This is a genomic window from Sphingomonas crusticola (assembly GCF_003391115.1).
Classification (GTDB): domain Bacteria; phylum Pseudomonadota; class Alphaproteobacteria; order Sphingomonadales; family Sphingomonadaceae; genus Sphingomonas_I; species Sphingomonas_I crusticola.
On the sequence record NZ_QTJP01000001.1, the window covers coordinates 547,278 to 570,155 of the forward strand.

The following is a 22,878-nucleotide window of genomic DNA, read 5'->3' on the forward strand; positions in this document are numbered from 1 at the left end:
AAGGATTTCCAGATGAAGCAAGCCGTTACGCGTTTCCTGTCTGCCGTCGCCATGTCCGCTTTGATCGTACCCGCGGTTGCGCAGGCGCCGACGGCGCCGACAGCCCCGTCTGCCGCGGCGCTGCCGTGGCTGTTCGTGGGCAGCGATATTCCGGTCAACACCGCGTGGCGGTTCGGCACGCTGGCCAGCGGTTTACGCTATGCGGTGCGGCAGAACAAATATCCGGCGGGCACATTGGCGATCCGCGTGCGGATCGATGCGGGCGCGCTGATGGAGCGCGAAGACGAAAAAGGCTATGCCCATCTGATCGAACATATGACCTTCCGCGGGACCAAGAGCGTGCCCGACGGCGAAGGCATCCGCACCTGGCAGCGGCTAGGAGCGCAATTCGGGACCGACACCAACGCCTTTACCACGCTCAGCCAGACACTCTACCAGCTCGATCTTCCCAAGAACGATCCCGCCTCGCTGGACACCGCGCTGACTTTGCTGTCGGAAATGGTGACCAGCGCCAATCTCGATCCCAAGCTGGTAGAGATCGAGCGCCAGGTCGTCACGGCGGAACGCGCGCTGCGCCAGACGCCGTTCGCCAAGCGCGTGCAGGACGTTTCGAAGGCGGTGCTGCTCGCCGGCACGCGTGCCGCTGCGGCGGACATTGCCGGCACCGACGCGACGCTCAATGCCGCGAGTGCCGAGCGGCTGCGTGCTTTCTACAACCTTTGGTACCGTCCGGAACGCGCAACGGTGGTGATCGTCGGCGATGCCGACCCTGCGACGCTGGAAGCCGCGATCCGACGCCATTTCGGCGATTGGGTCGGGCGCGGCCCGGCGCCGACCGAGCCCAATTACGGCAAGCCCGAAACGCCCAAGGCCACCTCCGCCGTGATCGCGGACCCGCAAGCACCCAGCCAGCTCATGCTGAACTGGGTATCGCAGCATGACGAGCGGCCCGACACGCTGGCGGACGAGGCATCCGACCTGACGCGCCTGGTTGCGGTACAGGTGCTGTCGCAGCGGATCGCGCGCAAGGCACGCGACGGCGGGAGCTTCTTGTCGGGCGGCGCGGGTTATTCCGAACAGCGCCACGTCTCCGACAATATGCTCGTCGTGACCGCACCGAAGGCCGGCCAATGGCGGCAGGCGCTCTCCGAAACCTATGGCATTCTTGCCGATGCGGTCGCCACCTTACCCAGCCCGGACGAGATCGACCAGGTTGCCGCCACGATCGAAGCCGGTCTCCAGGCCGCGGCCGCCGGCGGAGCAACCGTCCAATCGGCCCCCCTCGCCAACCAACTCGTCGGCGCGGTCGATACCGGCGAAGTCGTCGCCGAACCCAGCTTCATGCTGAAATTGTTCGACAGCCAGCGCAAGAATCTGACGCCGGAAAATGTCGGCGCGGCGATGCGGACGCTGATCCAGTCCAACGCCCGCGCGCTATTGCTGAGCCCGCGACCGGTCGAGGGCGGCAATGCGGCGTTCGCCGCCGCCCTGGTGGAGGCACGCGCGACCAAGGCGGCGGCACGTGCCGAAGAGAAGCGCGTCAGTCTCGACGATCTCGGCCGGCCCGGCGCACCCGGCAAGATCCTGTGGACCAAGGTGATCCCCGATCTGGACGTGACGCGCGTCAAGTTCGACAATGGCGTCGAGCTCGACCTCAAGCGCACCGGCTTCGAGCAGGCCGGCGTCATCGTTGTGGCACAAGCGGGCGACGGCCTGACCGCGCTCGATCCCACGAAACCCTCCCTGCTGTGGACGGCGCCGGCAATCGTACAAGGCGGCGTAGGGCCGCTCGACTTCGGAGGCCTGGAGCGAGCGACGGCGGGCAAGCGGATCGGTCTGCAATTCGGCGCCAGCGAGCGCAGTTTCTCCTGGTCGGGCGGCACGACCGCCGCCCAGCTGGTCGAGCAGCTTCGCCTGCTCGACGCGGCGATCCGCGAGCCGCGCTTCGACAGCAACGCCTTCCAGCGGGTGCGCGACGGCTTCGTGCAGAATTACGACACGATCTTCAATAATCCGGGATCGGTGTTCAATGCCTTCGCCAGCCAGCCGATCCATAATGGCGATCCGCGGTTCGCCATGCCGACCCGTGCCCAAGTGGCGGCCGTGACGCCCGACGCCTACCGCGCCTTCTGGCAGCCCTTGTTCGCGAGCGGGGCGCGCAAGGTCCTGATCATCGGCGATATCGACAAGAGCGCCGCGATCGAAGCGGCGCGACAGACGTTCGGCGCGGCGGTGACCAAGCCTGCGCTCAGGCAACCCCCTTCGCATCTCGCACTTAAGCCGCCGGCGCGGCTGGCAACGCCGATCAGCTTCACGCACCGCGGCGATCCCGACCAGCTGCTGATCGCCAATGTCTGGCCGACAACCGGATCGCTCAAGGACCTGCCGCAGATGCGCGCGCTCAACGTGGCCGCGCAAATCATCCAGACCCGGCTGTATGACCGCTTCCGCGAGAGCGAGGGCGGCACCTACACGCCGGGCGTCGGCAGCAACCAATCGGAGACCTTTCCCGATTATGGCGTGTTGATCGTCAACAGCCAGATCAAGGCCGAGCGCCAGGCTGATTTCGAGCGTGCGACGCGCGAGATTACCCAGGCTTTGGCCAAGGACGGCCCGAGTGCAGACGAGCTTGCCCGCGCCATCGCGCCAATCGCGAGCGGTAACGACCGCCAACGCAAGCTGAACATGTATTGGGCCCAGATGCTGCAGGGCGACCTCGACGATCCCCGCTATGTCGAGCTGATCCGCACCGGGGTGACCGGCTATCAGCAGGTCACTGCTGAAGCGGTGCGGACGGCGGCGCAACGCTGGCTGGCACGTGACCCCGCACTTCGCGTCATCGTCAAAGGTGCTCCCCCGCGCGCGCCTTAGGCGAGACAAATTTCCGGAAGCCGCTCGAATTCCGCGCGGGCGAGCAGATAGCCCTGGAAGTAGCGAACGCCCAGAGCACGCAGCGCCGCTGCCTCACCCTCCGTTTCGATCCCTTCGGCGATCAGGATCGTATCCAGCTCGGCGCAGAGCATGACCATGGCGCGCACGATCGCCCGACGGCGCGGATCGGCGTCGATGTCGCGCACCAACTCCATGTCGAGTTTGACCATGTCTGGTGTGAAACGGGCGAACAGATCGAGCCCGGCGTGGCCGGCGCCGAAATCGTCGATCGCGACCGCGAAACCGATACGGCGGTAAGTATCGATGATCGAGCCTACGTGATCGGGCGATGCCATATGCTCATTTTCAGTGAATTCGAAGATCAGCCGGTCGAGCGGAAAACCGGATCGTTCCGCGGTGCGTAACGTCAGCTGGATGCAGGCCATGGGCGAATAGACGGCATTGGGCAGGAAATTGATAGAAAGCCTGGCGCCAGTCGCAATGATGCCTGCTGCCATCGCGGTTTCGATCGCCTTCACCCGGCACGCCTGATCAAATGCGTAACGATTTTCGGGCGTGACGCGGCTCAGGATCGTGGCCGCTCCCTCGCCATTGGGGCCTCGCACGAGCGCCTCATAGGCAAAGGGGCGGCCGGACTGCATGTCGACGATAGGCTGGAAGGCCATCGAAAACGGAATTCCGAACGTTTCCCCGTCACGACAGCCTGAACAAGGATTTGCGGGTACGTTCACACCGAGACAATGATCTCGGCGCGACAAATGTCCACCGTCTCCATCCACTTAGATCGAAACAATGGCCGCCCATAATTAGCCAGCGTCGGGCGCCACCGCTGCCGCGACCGGCTGCGCCGGTTTGGCGCCGGGCTGCTCGACCACGCGGATGTTGAGCTCGCGCAGCTGCTTCGACGTCACGGGCGACGGCGCGTTCATCATCAGGTCCTCCGCCTTCTGGTTCATCGGAAAGAGCACGACCTCGCGGATATTGGGCTCGTCGGCCAGCAGCATGACGATGCGATCGACGCCCGGCGCGGAGCCACCGTGGGGCGGCGCGCCGAACTTGAACGCACCGACCATGCCGGGGAAATTGGCGTCGACCTCCTCCTGCGTATAGCCGGCAATCGCGAACGCCTTGTACATCACGTCGAGCTTGTGATTGCGGATCGCGCCCGACGACAATTCGATGCCGTTGCACACGATGTCATATTGGTAGGCCAGGATATCGAGCGGATCCTTCGTCTCCAGCGCTTCCAGCTCGCCCTGCGGCATCGAGAAGGGGTTGTGGCTGAAGTCGACCTTCTTGGCCTCTTCGTCATATTCGAACATCGGGAAATCGACGATCCAGCAAAACTGGAAGACGCCCTGCTCGATCAGACCAAGCTCCTCGGCGGTGCGGGTACGCGCCAGACCGGCGAGCTTGGCCGCCTGCCCTTCCTTGCCGGCGGCGAAGAAGACGCCGTCATTGGGGCCGAGGCCGAGCGCCTCGATAAGCTTGGCGGTGCCTTCCTCGCCGTGATTTTTGGCGATCGGGCCGCCGGGCTCGCCATCCTTGATATTGATGTAACCGAGGCCCGCATAACCCTGCGCGCGCGCCCATTCGTTCATGTCGTCGAAGAATTTGCGGCTCCTGGCGCCTGCCCCCGGCGCGGGAATGGCGCGCACGACATTGCCGCCTTCAACCATGCGCGCGAACAGGCCGAAGCCGGAGCCGTGGAAATGATCGGTGACGTCCACGATCTCGATCGGGTTGCGCAGATCGGGCTTGTCCGAACCATATTTCAGCATCGCATCCTTGTAGGCGATGCGCGGGAATGGACACGGGCTGACGGTGCGGCCATTGGCGAATTCCTCGAACACGCCGTGCAGCACCGGTTCGATCGCGGCGAACACGTCCTCCTGCGTGACGAAGCTCATCTCGAAATCGAGCTGGTAGAATTCGCCCGGGCTACGGTCGGCGCGCGCATCCTCGTCGCGGAAGCAGGGCGCGATCTGGAAGTAGCGATCAAAGCCCGCGACCATCAGCAGCTGCTTGAACATTTGCGGCGCCTGCGGGAGCGCGTAGAATTTGCCTGGATGGATGCGCGACGGCACAAGGAAGTCGCGCGCGCCTTCGGGCGAGGAGGCGGTCAGGATGGGCGTCTGGAATTCGGCAAAGCCCTGGCCGATCATGCGGCGACGCAATGACGCGATCACGTTGGAGCGCAGCATGATATTCTTGTGGAGCCGCTCGCGCCGCAGATCGAGGAAGCGATAACGTAGCCGGATATCCTCCGGATAATCCGCCTCGCCCGCAACCGGCAGCGGCAGCTCCTGCGCTTCGGACTGGACGGTGACGTTCTGGGCGAACACCTCGATCTCGCCGGTGGCGAGGTTGGCGTTGGTGGTGCCTTCGGCCCGCGCCTTGACCAGGCCGTCGATGGTCACGACCGATTCGACGCGCAGCCGCTCGAGAATCGGCAGCGCGGGGCTGTCGCTGTCGGCTACGATCTGGGTGAGGCCATAATGGTCGCGCAGATCCACGAACAGCACGCCGCCGTGATCGCGCCGGCGATGGACCCAGCCGGACAGGCGGACGGTCTCGCCGACATTCGCAGCCGACAGGCCGGCGCAGGTGTGGGTACGATAGGCGTGCATGTCTTTTCCTAACTATCCTCATGCCAGCGAACGCTGGCATCTCGTAAGGCGGAATGTCCCTTGCCTCGGGAGACCCCAGCTTTCGCCGGGGTGACGATTAAATCGCGAGGGCTGCGCATTGATTCCACGACCCTCTTTGTCAACCCGCCCGCGCGCGGCTATGGCCACCCCCAATGCTTATTCATCCCCTGATCACCGACACCGCCACCCTTACCGATCTCTGCGCCCGGCTCGCCAAGAGCCCCTACGTCGCGGTCGATACCGAGTTCATGCGCGAGAATACCTATTGGCCCGAATTGTGCCTGGTGCAGATCGCGGACGCACATGAAGCGGCGGCGATCGACCCGCTCGCGCCCGATATCGACCTGACCCCCCTGCTCGACCTGCTGGTCGACAATGAGGATGTGCTCAAGGTCGTCCATGCCGGCGCGCAGGATATCGAAATCGTCCATAATCTGACGCAGCGCACCCCCCATCCCTTGTTCGATACGCAGATCGCGGCGATGGCGCTCGGCATGGGCGAGCAGGTCGGCTATTCGAACCTGGTAGAGAGCATGACCGGCGTGAAGCTGGACAAGGGCGCCCGCTTCACCGACTGGAGCCGCCGTCCGCTCGACAAACGCCAGATCGATTATGCGATCGGTGACGTCACCTATCTGATCCAGATTTTCCCGCGGATGCTGGACAAGCTGCGCGCGACCGGACGGGGGGCGTGGCTGGACGACGAGATGGAGCGGATCGCCGACGCCGCCAATTACGTCAACGATCCCGAACTGTCGTGGCAACGGATCAAGGTGCCAAGCCGCAAGCCGGAAGTCCTCGGCCGCCTCAAGGCGATCGCGGCGTTCCGCGAGCGCGAGGCGCAGCGCAAGAACCTCCCGCGCGGCCGGCTCGTCAAGGACGAGACGCTTGCCGACATTGCGGTCCATCCGCCGCGTTCGCAGGCCGATCTCGCCAAGGTTCGCGGCCTGGCGGCGAGCTGGGCGGGTAACGAGATCGGCGCCCGGCTCATGGGCGCGCTGGAAAGCGCAGGGTCGCTGCCAGACGATGAAATGCCGGCGCGCGACGATCGCCGCCCTGGCCTTGGCAAGGACGGCGCGTTGGTGGCCGACCTGCTCAAGCTATTGCTCAAGGTTCGTTCGAAAGAGTCCGACGTCGCTCCGCGCCTGATCGCGCGGACCGACGAGATTGACGCGCTCGCGGCCGGCCGCCGCGACGGCCTGCAGATGCTCGAAGGATGGCGCTACGACGTGTTCGGCAAGGACGCGCTCGCGCTGATCGAAGGGCGGATGGGCTTCAGCGTCAAGGGCGGCAAGATGGTGATGAGCGAACTCGGGTGATCCGTTACGCCCGCTGGCTGTTGCTTGGCATCGCTGCATGCGCCGAGGCAGCGGCCCCGGACGCGAAGACGGCGCGCACCGTCGCGCTGTTCAGCGAATTGCAGGAAGCCCCGCCTTTTTCGGCCGAGGATATGGCAGCGCGCCAGAAAGATGCGGTCGGCAATGTCGAAGGCGCGGCTGCCGATCTGGCGCTCAACAACTGGAAATTGTGCGTAACCGACGCGCTGTCCCGATGGGCGCCCCTCCATCAGGGGCCGGGCACGTTGATCGACGGTGCGTTCGGCCGCTGCGCCGATATCGAGCGCGACTATCGCGCCCACTTGATGCGGATCACGCAGGATGGGCGTGTCGTGGTCGATGTGGCGATGGCGCGCAGCATGACGCGGATGCTGGAAGAGGCATGGCGGCCGCGTCTGACCGCGATGGCGCTGGACCAGGATCTCGCGCGCCAGCAGCCGCTTGTGGAAGCGCCCACCCCCAAGCCCTAGTCGTCAGGCGGTGCGCGCCAGCGCCTTCAATCCCAGCGCGCTTGCGAGCAGCTTGTGGCGTCGCTCGACCGCTTCTCCGTAGAGGGCGCGATCCTCGCCCCGCAACGTCATCAGGAGTGCACCATTGTCGATGGTCATAGCGCTCGACTCCAGCGGCTCCGACACGCCGCCCGACAAACGCTGGCCCAGCCGCATTGCCAGCCCCCATTGCATCGCCTTGGCGGCAGCGTCGTAGCCGATCAGCCGGTTGACGATCGGACAGACCCCGTCGCCGCCGAAATGGGTGAACAAAGCCTGCCCCAACATGCCCCGACCCGCCGCGTCGATCCCTACCCAATTGCCGTGAAGCGCGACATCGAGACCGCGTTCGGCGCGGAATTCGGGATGCGCTCGCCAGCCGACATCGGCCAGCAGGCAGGCGGCGTGACGCAGCCGGGCCAGTTGGGCCGGCTCGCTCGCGAATAAAGGCGCGATCCAGCGATCGAGCAGGTCGCCATGCTCCGGGAAACGCCCCTGCCGGACGCCCTCCTCCCGGGCCGCCTCGATCAACGGGTCGATCGCACGCACGTTGGCGGGCAAGCTGCTGTGAAGCAGGCCTTCGCGCAGACCATAGGCGGACACGATCAACGCCGACGGCTTGAGCAGCCGCACCAGCGCCGCGAGCAGCATGGCCGCCTCGCCCAAGGATGCGATGCGCGACGACGTGATGCCGGCAATGCTCTTGATCCGCTTGGCATCGAGCTGGCCGAGCGCGCGCACCAGGCGCTGCGCCTCCGATGGCGCCACCCGATATTGATGGACGATCGGCAGCGGATAATAGGTCAATGCCTGGTGCAGGCGAGCGAGCGCACGCCAGGATCCACCAACCATGTAGAAGGGCTTGCCGTCGGCGGTCCCGCTCCATCCGGCCTTCGTGAGCGCCTTGGTCAATGCGCGATCGAGCGCGCGGGCGGAATCCAGTTTCATCTGGGCGACACGCAACACGCCGAATGGGACGGAGACACCCTCGCCCACCTCGCCTGCCGCGACACCGACCAGTTCTAGGCTGCCGCCGCCGAGATCACCCACAATTCCATCGGCGTCGGGAATCGCGGCGAGCACACCGTGCCCGGCGAGCGACGCTTCCGCTTTCCCGGGGAGCAATTCCACGGGAAGGCCGATCGCGGCCAGCTGGGCGATGAAGTCGGGACCGTTGCTGGCATCTCGCACCGCGGCGGTCGCGACCGTCCGCAGTTTAGCTACTCCCATGTCCTGAGCGAGGCGGCGGAAGCGCGCGAGCGCGGAAATCGTCCGCGCGACCGCTTCCTTATCCAGCTGACCGGTCTTGCCGAGCCCCTTGCCGAGCCCGGCCATGATCTTTTCGTTGAACAGGATCGAAGGAATGCGCCCCTCGCCTTCGTAGATGACGAGGCGGATCGAGTTAGACCCGATATCGATAATGGCGACCGGCACGCCGGACGACGAGCGGTTCGGAGTGAGAAGCGCGCCCATGCAGGGAGGCGTTTAGCGGGGAAGTCGGCGCGCGCCAATGGCGCTTAACGCCTGCTGCCCGCGTCCGCGCTCACCGCGGACAGTCGGGTCGATCCTGTTGCTTTATTATCGCTGCGGACGGTTGGTCGGGCGTGGCTGAAAGCGGGGCCCACCGGCGCGTGGGCCGCCCGGCCCATTGGCTCCGCGCGGGCCGCGCGGCCCACCTGGACCGCCGGGGCCACGCGGGGGACCGCGATGAGCGCCGCCGCCGCCCTGGGGCGGGCCGTCAGCCTGTTCGATCCGCACTTCCCCGTCGGCATCGTCGGCGGAGGTGCGCTTGATCGAGGCGATGAACTTGCCGGCAGCGGTGCGCGGTATCTCAAAACGGGTCTCGTCCTGCTGAATGCGGATCGCGCCGACATCCTGCTTGGTGATGTGGCCACGGCGGCACAGCAAGGGCAGCAGCCAGCGCGGATCGGCATTGTGGCGGCGACCGATATTGACGCGGAACCAGATCGTGTCCTCGAAACCGGGGCGCGGACCTTCCTGGCGATCGCGCGGCCCTTCGAGCCGCTCGCGCGGTCCGGTGGACGCGCCGCCTTCCAGCAGCTCCTCGGCGGCGGGAAGCTTGGCGCGGTGCGCGCGTACCAGCATGGCGGCGATTTCGAGCGGCTCGCGGGTTTCGAGCAGGTCCGCCCCGATCGCGCGATCCTCGTCATCGATCTCGGTCGGCTCGGCCAGGACCGCGAGCAGGCGCGCGCGATCGGCGGTGGCGATCGCAGCTGCGGTCGGCATCGGAATCCATTCGACCTGGATGCGCGCGTCGCGCAGCATGCCCTCGACGCGGCGGCGGCGTTGATAAGGCACGATCAGGACGGCGACACCCTTCTTGCCGGCGCGGCCGGTACGCCCAGAGCGATGCTGCAACGCCTCCGCGTCGCGCGGCAGTTCGACGTGAACCACCAGCGACAGCGATGGCAGATCGATGCCGCGTGCGGCGACGTCGGTGGCGACGCAGACGCGGGCACGACGGTCGCGCAATGCCTGCAGCGCATGGTTGCGCTCGCTCTGGCTATGCTCGCCGGACAGAGCGACGGCGGCGAAGCCGCGCTCGACCAGGCTCGCGTGAAGCCGGCGCACGGCGTCACGCGTCGCGCAGAATAGCATCGCCGTGTCGGGCTCGTGCAGGCGCAGGAGGTTGACGGTCGCATTTTCGATATCGGACGGCGCGACCGCCAATGCCTGATAAGAAATATCGCCATGGCCGCGATCGGCACCTAGCGTGGAGATGGTAAAGGCATCGCGCTGATAGCGGCGGGCCAGCGCAAGGATCGGCTTCGGCATCGTCGCCGAGAACAACAAGGTACGGCGGCCCTGCGGCGTCGCATCGAGAATTTCCTCGAGCTCCTCGCGGAAGCCCATGTCGAGCATCTCGTCGGCTTCATCGAGGACTACCGTCGCGAGGCCCGAGAGATCGAGCGCGCCGCGCTCGAGATGGTCGCGCAAGCGCCCCGGCGTGCCGACGACGATATGCGTGCCATAGGACAAGGCGCGGCGTTCGCGCGATGGATCCATGCCGCCGACGCACGGCGTCACGCGCGCACCGGCCTTGCCGTAAAGCCATTGCAATTCGCGTGCGACCTGCAGCGCCAATTCGCGCGTGGGTGCGATCACCAGCGCCTTGGGCAGCCCGGGCTGCGGCAGGCGATCGCCTTCGAACAATTGCGGGGCCATCGTCATGCCGAAGGCGACCGTCTTGCCCGATCCGGTCTGGGCGGAGACGATCAGGTCGCGGCCGTCGGCGTTGTCTTCCAGCATCGCGGCCTGGACGGCGGTGGGCGTGGCATAGCCGCGCTCGGTCAACGCCTCGACGAGGGGCGCGGGTAATCTACTAAAAGGCATGAACCCTAAATGGTCGTTCCGCGCTTGACCGCAAGCGAAAAACAGCCGGACGCCATCTCGATCACCGTCTGCGAACCGCCGCACCGGCCTGGATTGCTTCGCCGCTGCGCGCCTCGCAATGACCCATTTCTCTTATCTGTCATTGCGAGCGTAGCGAAGCAATCCAGGCCCGTGCGGTCAGGCCGTTACCCGCGCTTGAAAGTCAGCCGTGGGACCGAGCCGGCGCCCTTGAGCGCGGCGCCGCGGCCGGACAGCGACGGGTTGGTCATGAAGTAACGATGGAGATTGAACGGGCGTTTGCCGGGCGCCAGCCGCTCATAATTTCCGTCCGGCAGCAGGCGCCAGCTCTGCTCGTCGTCGATCAGATTGGCGACCATAACCTGGTTGAGGATCTGAGCGTGCACGGTCGGATTTTCGATCGGCATGAGATATTCGACGCGGCGATCGAAATTGCGTGTCATCCAGTCGGCGGAGGAGATGAAGACCTTCGCGTTGGGGCCCGGTAATTCCTCGCCATTGCCGAACGCGATGATACGGCTGTGCTCGAGAAAGCGGCCGACGATGGATTTCACGCGGATGTTTTCGGACAGGCCTACCACGCCGGGCCGCAGGCAGCAGATGCCGCGTACCACCAGATCGATCTCCACGCCGGCGGCGCTGGCGCGATAAAGCTTCTCGATGATCGCGGGGTCGACGAGGCTGTTGACCTTGGCCCAGATCGAGGCGGGACGTCCGGCCCGGGCATGATCGATCTCGCCATCGATCAGGTCGCCCAATTTCTCACGCAGGCCGAGCGGCGACAATGCCAGCAGTTCCAAATCGGCCGGTTCGACATAGCCGGTAATATAATTGAACAATTTCGCGGCATCGCGCCCGGCGCGGGGATCGGCCGTGAAGAAGCTGAGGTCGGTATAGATACGCGCCGTGATCGGGTGATAATTGCCCGTTCCGAAATGGCAGTAGCTGCGAAACGCATCGCCCTCGCGCCGCACGACCATCGAAACCTTGGCGTGGGTCTTCCAGTCGATGAAGCCGTAGACGACCTGGACGCCGGCGCGCTCGAGCTCGGCCGCCCAGTTGATATTCTGCTCCTCGTCGAAGCGCGCCTTGAGCTCGATCACGGCGGTGACCGATTTGCCGGCGTCGGCCGCGTCGATCAGCGCACGGATGACGGCGGATTGCTTGCCGGCGCGATAGAGCGTCTGCTTGATCGCGACCACATCGGGATCCGCCGCCGCCTGCTTGAGGAAGGCGAGCACCACGTCGAACGATTCATACGGGTGGTGGACGACGATGTCCTTGGAACGGATGGCGGCGAAGCAATCGCCGCCATGTTCGCGGATCCGTTCCGGAAAGCGTGCCGTAAAGGGCGTGAACTTGAGATCGGGACGGTCCTCGTCGACCAGTTCGGCGAGATCGTTGACCGCAAGGAATTCCTGCGTGTCGACGATCACATCTTCCGATCCGCCAATCTCCTCCTTGACCAGGCGCGCGAGCGCCTTCGGCATGTTGGGAGTGGGCTCGAGTCGGATGATGCGCCCCTTGCGGCGGCGTTTGATCGCCGAGCGGAAGAAGCGGACGAGATCCTCGGCCTCTTCCTCAATCTCAATGTCGCTGTCGCGGATAACGCGAAAGGCGGTATCGCTGAGTACCTCATAGCCTGGAAACAACACGCCGGTAAAACGCCGGATCAGCGTTTCGATCGAGACGTAGCGTGCACGCGTACCGGGCAGCCGCACGAACCGCTTGAGCGTCGCCGGCAACATCACCAACTCCTGCGTCGGCTCGCCGTCCGACAGGCGCTTGAGATCGAACAGGAGCGTGAAGCCCTTGTTCGGGATGAACGGGAAGGGATGCGCGGGATCGAGTGCCTGCGGAGTCAGGACCGGGAAGATCTGCTGACGGAAATGCTCCTCGCACCATTGTGCGACATCGCCCTGAATCTCGTCGCCATCCAATATTGCGATGCCGGCTTTCGCGAGCTGCTCGCGCAGGACCAACCACACCTTTTGCTGGACGTCGGTCAGCTCGTCCGCGCGCTGGGCGATGGCGGTGAGTTGCTGGCCGGTGGTTAGCCCGTCCGGCGAGCGATCCTCGATCGCCTGCAATTGCTGGCCCTTGAGGCCGGCGACGCGCACCATGAAGAATTCATCGAGGTTGTTGCCCGAGATGGACAGGAAGCGGACCCGCTCCAGCAAGGGGTGCGCGGGATTGCAGGCTTCGTCGAGCACACGCTGGTTGAAGGCGATCCAGCTCAGCTCGCGATTGAAATAACGATCGGCCGGCGCGATCCGTTCGACCGTGCTTTCGACGAGTTCATCGTCCGATTGGGGGGCTGGGCTCGGTTGGTCCATCGGGAAAGCTTACGCCCCCATTTGTGACTCGTCGATGACTCCGAGTGCCGTGAGCGCACGGCGGGCCAATGGGACGGTCAGGCGCTGACGCTGGGCGTAAGCAAGCTCGTCGAGCGCGTCGATCGCACGGTGGACGCCGAGATAGGAGCGCTCGATACGGGGGACTAGATAGCGGATCAGCTCCGGCGGCGCGGCCAGACCGCGCGCGTGGCACAGTTTCTCGATCAGCTGAGCGGCGAGCACATCGTCGGGCTCCTCGATCCGGACCACCGGTGTCGCCGACAGGCGGGAGCGCAGATCGGGCAGCTTCACCCGCCAGGTCGGCGGCGGTGCGTCCACGATCAGGATAAGCGGGCGCCGCCGCTCCTGCGCGCGATTCCAGGCGTGAAAGATCGCTTCCTCGTTGGCGGCCTCGGCATTGTCGATCAGTTCGCCGCCGCTCTTGGCGGCGAAGATCCGCCCCAACAGCGAGCGTCCCGACTTACGCGGACCAGTCAGGATCGTGGCCATGACCGGCCACAGCGACCAATGTTCGAAATGACGGATCAGCGGCTGGTTAGCCGCGGACACGAGATAATCCTGCTCGGTGTCGCCTGCCGGCCAATCGAGCGGCAGGGCGATCTGGCTCATCGCGGCCTGGTGATCCGCAGGCCCCCGCCGGTGTCCTGCACGGTATAGCCGGCACCGGTGAGCGCGATGCGGAAGACCTGCGGATCGCCGTCATAGGCCACGCGTATGATCGAGACGCCGCCGAGCGCGACGCTGTCGGTCGTTATCGACCGGACGCCGGGGAGCGCGCGCAAACTTGCCTGCGCCTGGACCAAAGCGGGATCGTCAGGCGTGTCGACCTGGACGAGGAAGGTCGAGGCTGCACCCGGCAACGCCAGCGCCGATTCGCTTTCCACTGCCGCCTCTTCCGGCAGATCGGGCACTGCCACCGGCTCGATCACCAGCGAGCTGTCGGTCTGCAGCCGCCCTTCGCGTAACGCTTGCCCATAAGCCTCGTCGATCCGCCGCACACCCTCGTCCAGCATCCGGGCGAGCTGATCTCCATCAGCGGCGGTCAGATCGAAACGCGTGATCACCTCGCCATCCGGCCCGTGCAATGCCGTGAAATGCGCCAACACCGGCCCACCGGGATAATGACGAACGAGTTGGACAATCGGGACGACGATGTCGGACGCGCCATATTGATCGAGCAGGTTGCGCCACAGAGCGCGCCCCGGCCGACCGGTCTGTGCCACGTTGAGCAGCAGTGGATCGAGGCCGGTGCCGACCGGGCGCACATAATCGATCGGACTGCCGCCCGAACGGAAGCGTGCCCATGCCTTCTGCCATTCGGTGCGGTGTTCGAAGCTTTGCGGCGCGCCGCCCGACCACATCACCGGGATAACGAGCATTGGCGGCGAGCGCGCGCCGGCTTCAGCCCGGCCGAGCAGTTGGGCCGAGCGGCTGCGGTCGAACAATACGCCGAGCCGGGCAATGTAGCGGTGTGCGCCGATCTGCTCGTCGCCGACCGAAATGCCCGCGACGATCGAATCGAGCGCACCGTCCGAGAGATTGGGAGCCGCCTCGACCGGCTGGTTGTTGACCCGTGCCCACAGTAATTTCCACGCACGGCGCTGCGCGAGGCGCCAGCCGAAGTTGCGCGCCTCCTGTGCGGTTTTGGCCGAGACGTCGACCGCGACGTCGGCGATTTCATAATTGGCGCTATTGTCGATCGGCCTGACGCCGCGATCATTGCCCTCAATCTGCGCCAGCGCGAGCCCGCCCAGGCCCAGCACGGCCATGGCTCCGACGATCAGGGAAATGCGGCGAACGGGCGTCACGGTTGGCCTTGTGGCGAAAGCCCCGTGGATTTCCAAGCGCGATGTGGATAGGCGCGGACCATGAGCGGGGAATCCTACAGCTACGCCAAGGCCGGCGTCTCGATCGCGGCGGGCAATGCGCTGGTCAATGCGATCAAACCATTGGTGCGCGCCACCAGGCGCCCCGGAGCCGACGCCGAGATCGGCGGCTTCGGTGGCTTCTTCGATCTCAAGGCCGCCGGCTATGACGATCCCTTGCTGGTGGCGGCGAATGACGGCGTCGGCACCAAGCTCAAGCTCGCAATCGACAGCGGCCGTCACGACACGGTCGGGATCGATCTGGTCGCGATGTGCGTCAACGATCTCATCGTACAGGGCGCCGAACCATTATTTTTCCTGGATTATTTTGCGACCGGCAAGCTCGATACCGGCGTGGCGGAGCAGGTAATCGCAGGCATCGCCAAGGGCTGCCAGATCGCCGGTTGCGCACTGATCGGCGGCGAAACCGCGGAAATGCCGGGCATGTATGCCGAGGGCGATTATGATCTCGCCGGCTTCTCGGTCGGTGCGGTCGAGCGCGCGCAGGCGCTGACCGGCACGAGGGTGGAAGCCGGAGACGTCCTGCTCGGCCTGGCTTCGTCGGGGGTTCACTCGAACGGCTATTCGCTGGTGCGGCGCTTGGCGGCGGACAAGGGCTGGAGGCTGGATCGCCCGGCTTTGTTCGACCAGGACCGGCTGCTGATCGATATATTGATGGAGCCGACGCGAATCTATGTCCGTTCGCTGCTGCCCCTGGTCCGTGCCGGCAAGATCAGTGCACTCGCGCACATTACCGGCGGCGGCCTGCTCGAGAATATCCCGCGCGTCTTGCCCGAAGACCTCCACGCCACCGTTGACGCCGATCGCTGGCCCCAGCCGCGGCTAATGGCTTTCCTGCAGGCGCAAGGTGCGATCGAGCCCGAGGAAATGGCGCGGACGTTCAATTGCGGAATCGGCATGGTCGCAGCCATGCGCGCGACGGACGTCGGCGAGGTTACCGCCGCGCTTCAAGCTGCCGGTGAGACAGTGTTCGAGATCGGCGCGATCGCGACCGGCCCGCGCGGCTGCACCGTCCACGGTTCGGCGGGAAGCTGGAGCGCGCGGTCGGATTGGTCGGCCACGCACAATGGCTGAGAGGCGCGCCAAGATCGGTGTGCTCATCTCAGGACGAGGATCCAATATGGCAGCGCTGGTCGAAGCCGCGCGCGCGCCGGATTGTCCCTATGAAGTAGCATTGGTGGCCTCGAACGTGCCTGATGCGCCGGGTCTCGATTACGCCAGAGCCAACGGCATCGCGACGTTCGCCCTCAGCCATGTCGGCATGAAACGGGCGGACTTCGACGCCCTAATCGATCGAGCATTGCGCGGCGCGGGCGTCGAATATGTCGCGCTCGCGGGCTATATGCGCCTGCTGTCCCCAGGCTTCGTCGAGAAATGGGCAGGCCGCATGGTCAACATCCACCCTTCCCTGCTGCCGGCCTATAAAGGCCTCGACACGCATCAGCGCGCACTCGATGCCGGCGACGTCAGGCACGGCTGCACCGTGCACCTGGTGACGGCCGAGCTCGACGATGGGCCGATCCTGGCGCAGGCCGAGGTGCCGATCCTCGAGGGCGACGACGCCGAAACGCTCGCGCAGCGTGTCTTGGTCGAGGAGCATAAGCTCTACCCTGCGGCATTAGCGAAACTGGTGCGTGGATGAGCCCCGACCCCGAGGGCGATATTGCGCGCCTACGGGCGATCGCATTCGCGCTGCCACGCGCCGCGGAAAAGCTGTCGCACGGCATGCCCTGCTTCTTCATCGACAAGGGCAAGACCTTTGCCTGGTACACGCACGATCATCATGGCGACGGCACGAGCGCGGTCTTGGTCAAGACGAGCGGGGCGGAAGAGCAGGACATGCTGATCGAGGCCGATGCCGAAACCTATTTCCGTCCCGCTTATTTCGGTCATGCCGGCTGGATCGGCGTGCGGGTGGACAAGCCCGATGTGGACTGGGACCATATCGCCGACCGCGTCGAGACGAGCTGGCGGATGGTCGCACCGCGCAAAGTGCTGGAGGAGCGTAAACCATGACCGAGACCCCGACCGAACGCGCGGAAGCCGCACGCGTCCGCCGCCGCCTGCTGAACCTGGGCGAGGTGATTGCGATCCTGGCGGTCGCGATCTCGGGGCTGACCTTCTGGAACAGCTATCGCGAACGCACCAACGCCGAGGCGCAGCACGCGGCCGAAACCGCGCAGTCGGCTAAGAAAGCGACGCTGATGATCCTCAAGGCGACGCCCGATAAGGACGGGCGGGTGCTCGCGCTTGCACCGCGTGCCGACGAGCAGGCGATCCAAAGCCAGACGATCCGTTTCCCGACGAAGCTCGGCATATCGCCCGCGGAAACCAGCAGCGATACGCGGATCGAGAAGAATTGGTTCGAAAGCGCGCTGGTCAGTGCGCGCAAGGCAGCAGGCGCGGAGGACGCACCCGGCGACGCGCGCCTCCCGGTGCTGATCGAAACCCATTATCTCACCGACGGAGACCCACACACCGACCGCGCCATCTATGAAGTGGGCTATGCTACCAGCCACAGCTTCCTGGGGGGCACCGATGTGCATTTGCGCGGGTTGTCGCGCACCCGCGCGGTGGCCAGCATCGACGCGGGTCAGAAGCGGATCGACGCCGTGTGGGCGACACGGATGGCACCGAAGAAATAAGCTAGCGGCGCCTGCTCCAGCGGATGAGCAGGCGGACTGCAATCGGCAGGGTCAGCAACACCAGGATGGAATAAGCCGGCCTGGTCATGAGGCAGACGATCATGCCGATCACCGATACGATCGGCAGTGCCCAGACGCGCGTACGGATCGCGGTCACCGCTCCCGGATCTACGCCCGCCGTCAGATATTGCGGCCGCAATGCGCGGCGAACAAGGCTGGCCTGAAGCAGCCCCGCGATCAACAGCGATATCAGATAGAAGAGGTGCGGCACGACTTGATTGGTATTCTCGCTCATGAACGCGGTCGAGAATGGCAGGAAGGCAATCGCCATCAGCAGGATCAGGTTAGGCCATACGAACGACTGATCGTGTCGGGCAAGCAATCCGAACACGCGATGATGCATCGCCCAGAACGCCCCGATCACGGCGAAACTGACCCCGAAGCCGATGAAATTGGGCAGGTTGTTGGCCAATGCCTGAAGCGCGTCATGCACCTCTGTCGGCGCGCGCGCGATGTGCGGCACATGGATTTCGACGATCAGCAGGGTGATCGCGATGGCGAAGACGGCGTCGGAGAAGAAAACAAAACGTTCGAGAAGCTTGTCTTCGCGCATAGTGGCCCCCTTGGAGGCCGAGGCTAGCCGAGGTCTGCGGCAAATCAACCCGCACAACGCAAAAGGGCCCGCCTCCCGGCGAGCCCTTCTCGCTCTATTTACCGGTCGGCGAGGTTAGCCGACAATCTCTTCCGGCTTGAAGAAATAGGCGATCTCGATCGCCGCGTTCTCGTCGCTGTCCGAGCCGTGGACGGTGTTAGCCTCGATCGATTCCGCCAGTTCCTTGCGGATCGTGCCGGCATCGGCGTTGGCGGGATTGGTCGCGCCCATGATGTCGCGGTTGCGCTTCACCGCATCCTCGCCCTCGAGCACCTGGACGACGACCGGGCCGGAGATCATGAAGCTGACGAGGTCACCAAAGAAGGGGCGCTCGCGATGGACGCCGTAGAAGCCCTCGGCCTGCTCCTGCGTCATCTGAATGCGCTTGGACGCAACGACGCGCAGGCCGGCCTCCTCCAGCATCTTGGTGACGGCGCCGGTAATGTTGCGACGCGTGGCGTCGGGCTTGATGATCGAGAAGGTACGGGTCGTCGCCATGGCGATGCCATTGCTCCATGCTTTTGGTTGCGGGGATTGGCGGCGCCTCTAGCTACCCCGCTTCGTGGTTGCAACCCGTACTGCAGCAAGACCTGGATTGCTTCGCCGCTATACGGCCCGCACGGCTGACCCAGCTGTCATCAGAGCGCAGCGAAACAATTTAGATTTCGCACGCCTCAGCCTTCCAGCACGTCCTTCACCCATTGATCGAGCAGGCGCACACCATAACCGGTCGCGCCCTTCTCCCACATCGTGCCGGGCTTGGCGGCCCACACCATGCCGGCAATGTCCAGATGCGCCCATTTCACGCCCTCGTCGACAAAGCGCGCGATAAACTGGGCGGCGGTGATGGACCCACCTTCGCGCGGGCCGATATTCTTCATGTCGGCAATGGGTGAGTCGATCAATTTGTCGTAGACCTCGCCCATCGGCATCCGCCACAATTTCTCATCGACTGCCCTGCCCGCCGCCAGGATCTGATCGGCCAACCCGTCATCATTCGAGAAGATGCCGCCATGCTCATGGCCGAGGCTGATGATCATCGCGCCGGTGAGCGTCGCGAGATCGATGATCGTCTTGGGGTGATATTTTTGCTGGACCCACCAGATCGCATCGCACAGCACCAGCCGGCCTTCGGCATCGGTGTTGAGGATCTCGATCGTCTGACCCGAGCCGGAGGTCACGACATCGCCCGGGCGCTGCGCCTTGCCGTCGGGCATGTTCTCGACGAGTCCACAAACCGCGATGATGTGCGCCTTGGCCTTGCGGGTGGCGAGCGCCTTCATCGTGCCGGCGACGGCCCCCGCCCCGCCCATGTCCCACTTCATGTCTTCCATGCCGGGACCGGGCTTGAGACTGATGCCGCCAGTGTCGAACGTCACGCCCTTGCCGACGAACGCGACCGGCTCGGCGGTGCCGCCGGTGCCATCCCACTTCATGCACAACAGCCGCGCTTCGCGCTCCGAGCCCTGCGAGACGCCGAGCAAGGCGCCCATGCCGAGCTCGCGCATCGCGGCTTCGTCCAGCACCTCGATCTCCACGCCCAGAGCAGCCAGTTCCTGGCAGCGCTCGACGAAGCTCTCCGGATAGAGGATGTTGGCGGGCTCGGCGACGAGTGTGCGGGTGAAAGCTGCGCCTTCGGCGACCGCCTTGAGCGGTGTCCAGGCCGCCTCGGTCGCGGCCAGCGCATCGCCGACCACGATCTCGACCGACTCCAGCGTCGGTTTCTGCTTGGCGGGAAGCTTGGTGCGGTAAATATCGAAGCGCCAGCTACGCAGCATGGCAGCCTGCGCCAACGCGGCGGCGAAGTCCGCGCGCTGCGCCGACTCGATGCCAGTCACGTCGACGACGAGACGCTTCTCGCCAGAGGTGAGCAGCCGGGCGACGAGGGCACTGCCGGCCTTGGCCGCCGCGCGATCCGCCCCGATGCCGACCAGCAGGATGCGACGGACCGCATTGTCGACGCTGGCATGAAGCTCAACGATCGCGCCCGGATCGCCGGTGAAATTGGCCGCTGCAGCCGCCGCGACGGCGCCGATCTCTGCGGGTACGTGCCCCTCGACCGCTTCTCCCTTGGCAATGGGGAGGGCAAGCGATTGTGCGTCTGACGGCCGGTCGGCTCGAAACGAGATACTAAGCAAGGAAAGCGCCTTTCGAACTGGATGCCGCCTATTAGGCCGCTCCCCCTCCCTGTCAAAGGCGACAAAGCGAAGGCGTGGGCGATTGCCGCGAGGCAAGCGCTGCGATAGGGCGCGGCCCCATGCAGCGGCGCACTATTTGGGGACGAACGATTGCCGTGCGCGCCTCAACCGCGGCGGTTGCCGTGGCCCTGGCCGCGGCGGCGTCTGCGCAGGACCTGACTACGCCCGCCGTACCGCCCCCGCCGCCAAGCGCGGCGGCAGCAAACGCGCCGGCGGATGATGTGACCTTCTCCGCCGCGCAGCTCGATTATGACGACAATGCCGACATCGTCACCGCGACCGGCGACGTGCGCATGTTCCGTAACGGCGGTCGGCTGCGCGCGGATAAGGTGACGTGGAACCGCCAGACGGGAGAAATGCGAGCGATCGGCAATGTCGCCGTGGTCAACGCCAATGGCGACACTGCGTATGGCGATAACGTCACGCTGACCGACGACATGCATGACGGCGTTGCCGACAACATGTTGCTCGTACTCGCCAATGGCGGGCGCCTCGCGGCGAAGCATGGCGAACGCAAGGGCGATCGCACTGTCCTGGACCACGCGGCCTACACGCCCTGCACCGTCGAAGGCAGGGATGGTTGCCCGAAGCGGCCGTCCTGGCAGATCACCGCGGTGCGCGTGATCGTCGATGAAGGCAAACACCGCATTTCCTATCGCGACGCGCGCTTCTCGCTGTTCGGCGTGACCGTGCTCGCCTTGCCGGCCTTCTCGCACCCGGACGGCTCAGATACCGGACAGGGCGGATCGGGCGTGCTCCTGCCCAATTTGCAGGTGAGCAAGCGCAACGGCTTCGAGCTGGACTTGCCTTATTATTTCCAGATCGCGCCGAACCGCGACCTGACGATTACGCCGCATTTCTACACCAAGGTGCTGCCCGCGATCGAAAGCCAGTATCGCGCGCTGACCGGGAACGGCGCCTATCAGGTGGAAGCGATGGGCACCTATGGCTCGCGCCTGCCGGCGAGCGTCAATCCGCTGACGACGGAGGACAAGGACGAAGGTTTCCGGGGCTATGTGGACGCCAACGGCACCTGGCAGTTCGGGCCCAACTGGACCGTCCATGGCGCGGTACGGCTGGCGAGCGACCGCACTTTCATGAAGCGTTACGATATTTCGAACGACGATCGCCTGCGCTCGACCCTCAAGGCGGAGCGGATCGACAATGATTCCTATCTGTCGGTGGCGGGCTGGTTCGTGCAGGAACTGCGCCCGGGTTTCGCGCAAGGCCAGCAGCCGATCGCGCTGCCGGAGATCGATTATCGCCGCCGCTTCGCCGATCCGTGGCTGGGCGGCACGTTCACGGCCCAGCTCAACAGCCTGGCACTGACCAGAACCGAGGGTCAGGACACGCAGCGCGCCTTTGCCGGCCTGCGCTGGGACCTGCGCAAGCTGACGCCGATCGGGCAGGAAATCACGTTCACGGCTTATGGCCGGGCGGACGTCTATCATACGGACGAAAGCCTCGCGACCGCGACCGCGCTCTACCGCGGCACGGATGGCTGGCATGGACGGGGCATCGCCGCGCTCGCCGCGGACATGCGCTGGCCGTTCATCGGTAGCTTGCTCGGCGGCACCCAGCAGATCGTACCGCGCGTGCAGGTCGTAGCCGAGCCGCATGTGAAAAATCTCGCTATTCCGGACGAGGATTCGCGCGCGGTCGACCTTGAGGACTCGAACCTGTTCGCGCTCAATCGGCTGTCGGGCTATGATCGGTGGGAAGATACCAGCCGCATCACCTACGGCGGCGAATGGAATTACAACCGGCCCAAGCTCGAAGTTCGGGCGATTGTCGGCCAAAGCTATCGGCTCAGCACCGAACCCGCTTTGCTGCCGCCAGGCACCGGCCTGTCGGATCGTTTCTCCGATTATGTCGGGCGGGTGAGCGTTCGGTACGGCAGCTTCATCGAGCTCACGGAACGGTTCCGGCTGGACAAGGACAATCTTTCGATCCGCCGCCATGAGATCGACGCCACGGTCGGCGGGCGCGCCACCTATATCCAGGTCGGCTATCTCAAGCTCAACCGCAACATCGATACCTCGATCGAGGATCTGCGCGACCGTTCCGAGATTCGGCTGGCAGCCCGCCTCAAGCTGGCGCGCTATTGGTCGCTGTTCGGATCGACCGTGATCGATCTTACCAGCCGCAAGGACGATCCGACCTCCAACGCCGACGGTTACGAGCCGGTGCGCCACCGCCTCGGCCTGCTCTACGAGAATGAGTGCATGTCGCTGGGCGTGACGTGGCGCAAGGATTACGATCCGACCGGCGATGCCCGCCGCGGCAGCACCTTCAGCTTGCGGCTGGCCTTGAAGAATATAGGCCGCTAAGCGTGGGTTCAGCCATATTGGGCCAATTTGGGCTCTCTCAGCGACAAATGACGGAGCGGGCGTGAAGGTA

16 protein-coding genes and 1 pseudogene are annotated in these 22,878 nt (G+C 65.1%); 7 read left to right on the forward strand and 10 right to left on the reverse strand.

The window, feature by feature from the left end; all coding sequences use genetic code 11:
* The first annotated feature begins 12 nt into the window (after positions 1-12).
* Positions 13-2,871, forward strand: a complete 2,859-nt coding sequence (locus tag DX905_RS02620; protein WP_116089939.1) for a M16 family metallopeptidase — start codon at positions 13-15, stop codon at positions 2,869-2,871.
* Here the strand turns inward: DX905_RS02620 and DX905_RS02625 are convergent.
* The gene (locus tag DX905_RS02625; protein ID WP_116089940.1) at positions 2,868-3,557 is read right to left on the reverse strand and encodes an EAL domain-containing protein; all 690 of its coding nucleotides are present in this window, start codon (positions 3,555-3,557) and stop codon (positions 2,868-2,870) included. The two genes, DX905_RS02620 and DX905_RS02625, sit on opposite strands and share 4 nt — an antisense overlap.
* Positions 3,558-3,698: 141 nt before the next feature.
* Positions 3,699-5,522, reverse strand: coding sequence for an aspartate--tRNA ligase (gene aspS / locus DX905_RS02630; protein ID WP_116089941.1), 1,824 nt, complete (start codon positions 5,520-5,522; stop codon positions 3,699-3,701).
* A gap of 173 nt (positions 5,523-5,695) precedes the next feature.
* Here aspS and rnd point away from each other — a divergent pair, with 173 nt between their 5' ends.
* A complete protein-coding gene (gene rnd / locus DX905_RS02635) occupies positions 5,696-6,862 on the forward strand; it encodes a ribonuclease D (protein WP_116089942.1) in 1,167 nt (388 codons plus the stop codon).
* Positions 6,859-7,350: a hypothetical protein gene (locus tag DX905_RS02640; RefSeq protein ID WP_116089943.1), complete on the forward strand. Its 492-nt coding sequence runs from the start codon at positions 6,859-6,861 to the stop codon at positions 7,348-7,350. The genes rnd and DX905_RS02640 overlap by 4 nt, the downstream gene beginning before the upstream one ends.
* 3 nt (positions 7,351-7,353) lie before the next feature.
* Here DX905_RS02640 and DX905_RS02645 read toward each other — a convergent pair whose 3' ends face one another.
* The 5 genes from DX905_RS02645 to DX905_RS02665 all read right to left on the reverse strand — a co-directional run bounded on the left by DX905_RS02645 (position 7,354) and on the right by DX905_RS02665 (position 14,905).
* On the reverse strand, positions 7,354-8,841 hold the full coding sequence (locus DX905_RS02645) for a Ppx/GppA family phosphatase (RefSeq protein WP_116089944.1): 1,488 nt from the start codon (positions 8,839-8,841) through the stop codon (positions 7,354-7,356).
* Between the two features lie 105 nt (positions 8,842-8,946).
* Entirely contained in the window at positions 8,947-10,722 is a 1,776-nt protein-coding gene (locus DX905_RS02650; protein ID WP_116089945.1) for a DEAD/DEAH box helicase, read from the reverse strand.
* 185 nt (positions 10,723-10,907) lie between these two features.
* Positions 10,908-13,076, reverse strand: a complete 2,169-nt coding sequence (locus DX905_RS02655; protein ID WP_116089946.1) for an RNA degradosome polyphosphate kinase — start codon at positions 13,074-13,076, stop codon at positions 10,908-10,910.
* Positions 13,077-13,085: 9 nt separating this feature from the next.
* Positions 13,086-13,706: an HdaA/DnaA family protein gene (locus DX905_RS02660; protein ID WP_116089947.1), complete on the reverse strand. Its 621-nt coding sequence runs from the start codon at positions 13,704-13,706 to the stop codon at positions 13,086-13,088.
* Positions 13,703-14,905: a heavy-metal-associated domain-containing protein gene (locus tag DX905_RS02665; RefSeq protein WP_240320690.1), complete on the reverse strand. Its 1,203-nt coding sequence runs from the start codon at positions 14,903-14,905 to the stop codon at positions 13,703-13,705. Before DX905_RS02665 ends, DX905_RS02660 begins: the two co-directional genes overlap by 4 nt.
* Positions 14,906-14,965: 60 nt before the next feature.
* Here DX905_RS02665 and purM point away from each other — a divergent pair, with 60 nt between their 5' ends.
* The 3 genes and pseudogenes from purM (at position 14,966) to DX905_RS02685 (ending at position 17,628) form a co-directional block, all read left to right on the forward strand.
* Positions 14,966-16,057, forward strand: coding sequence for a phosphoribosylformylglycinamidine cyclo-ligase (gene purM / locus DX905_RS02670; RefSeq protein WP_116089949.1), 1,092 nt, complete (start codon positions 14,966-14,968; stop codon positions 16,055-16,057).
* Positions 16,050-16,999: pseudogene (purN, locus tag DX905_RS16205) on the forward strand (phosphoribosylglycinamide formyltransferase). The gene purM and the pseudogene purN overlap by 8 nt, the downstream one beginning before the upstream one ends.
* Positions 16,996-17,628, forward strand: coding sequence for a hypothetical protein (locus DX905_RS02685; RefSeq protein ID WP_116089952.1), 633 nt, complete (start codon positions 16,996-16,998; stop codon positions 17,626-17,628). Before purN ends, DX905_RS02685 begins: the two are co-directional and overlap by 4 nt.
* A gap of 1 nt (position 17,629) precedes the next feature.
* On the opposite strand, the gene DX905_RS02690 is transcribed toward DX905_RS02685, so the two are convergent.
* The 3 genes from DX905_RS02690 to DX905_RS02700 all read right to left on the reverse strand — a co-directional run bounded on the left by DX905_RS02690 (position 17,630) and on the right by DX905_RS02700 (position 20,418).
* Positions 17,630-18,241, reverse strand: a complete 612-nt coding sequence (locus DX905_RS02690) for a TMEM175 family protein (RefSeq protein WP_116089953.1) — start codon at positions 18,239-18,241, stop codon at positions 17,630-17,632.
* A gap of 114 nt (positions 18,242-18,355) precedes the next feature.
* On the reverse strand, positions 18,356-18,778 hold the full coding sequence (ndk, locus tag DX905_RS02695; protein ID WP_116089954.1) for a nucleoside-diphosphate kinase: 423 nt from the start codon (positions 18,776-18,778) through the stop codon (positions 18,356-18,358).
* 176 nt (positions 18,779-18,954) lie between these two features.
* Positions 18,955-20,418, reverse strand: a complete 1,464-nt coding sequence (locus DX905_RS02700) for a leucyl aminopeptidase (RefSeq protein ID WP_116089955.1) — start codon at positions 20,416-20,418, stop codon at positions 18,955-18,957.
* Between the two features lie 119 nt (positions 20,419-20,537).
* On the opposite strand from DX905_RS02700, the gene DX905_RS02705 reads away from it, so the two are divergent.
* Positions 20,538-22,808, forward strand: coding sequence for an LPS-assembly protein LptD (locus DX905_RS02705; protein WP_116089956.1), 2,271 nt, complete (start codon positions 20,538-20,540; stop codon positions 22,806-22,808).
* Positions 22,809-22,878 lie beyond the last annotated feature (70 nt).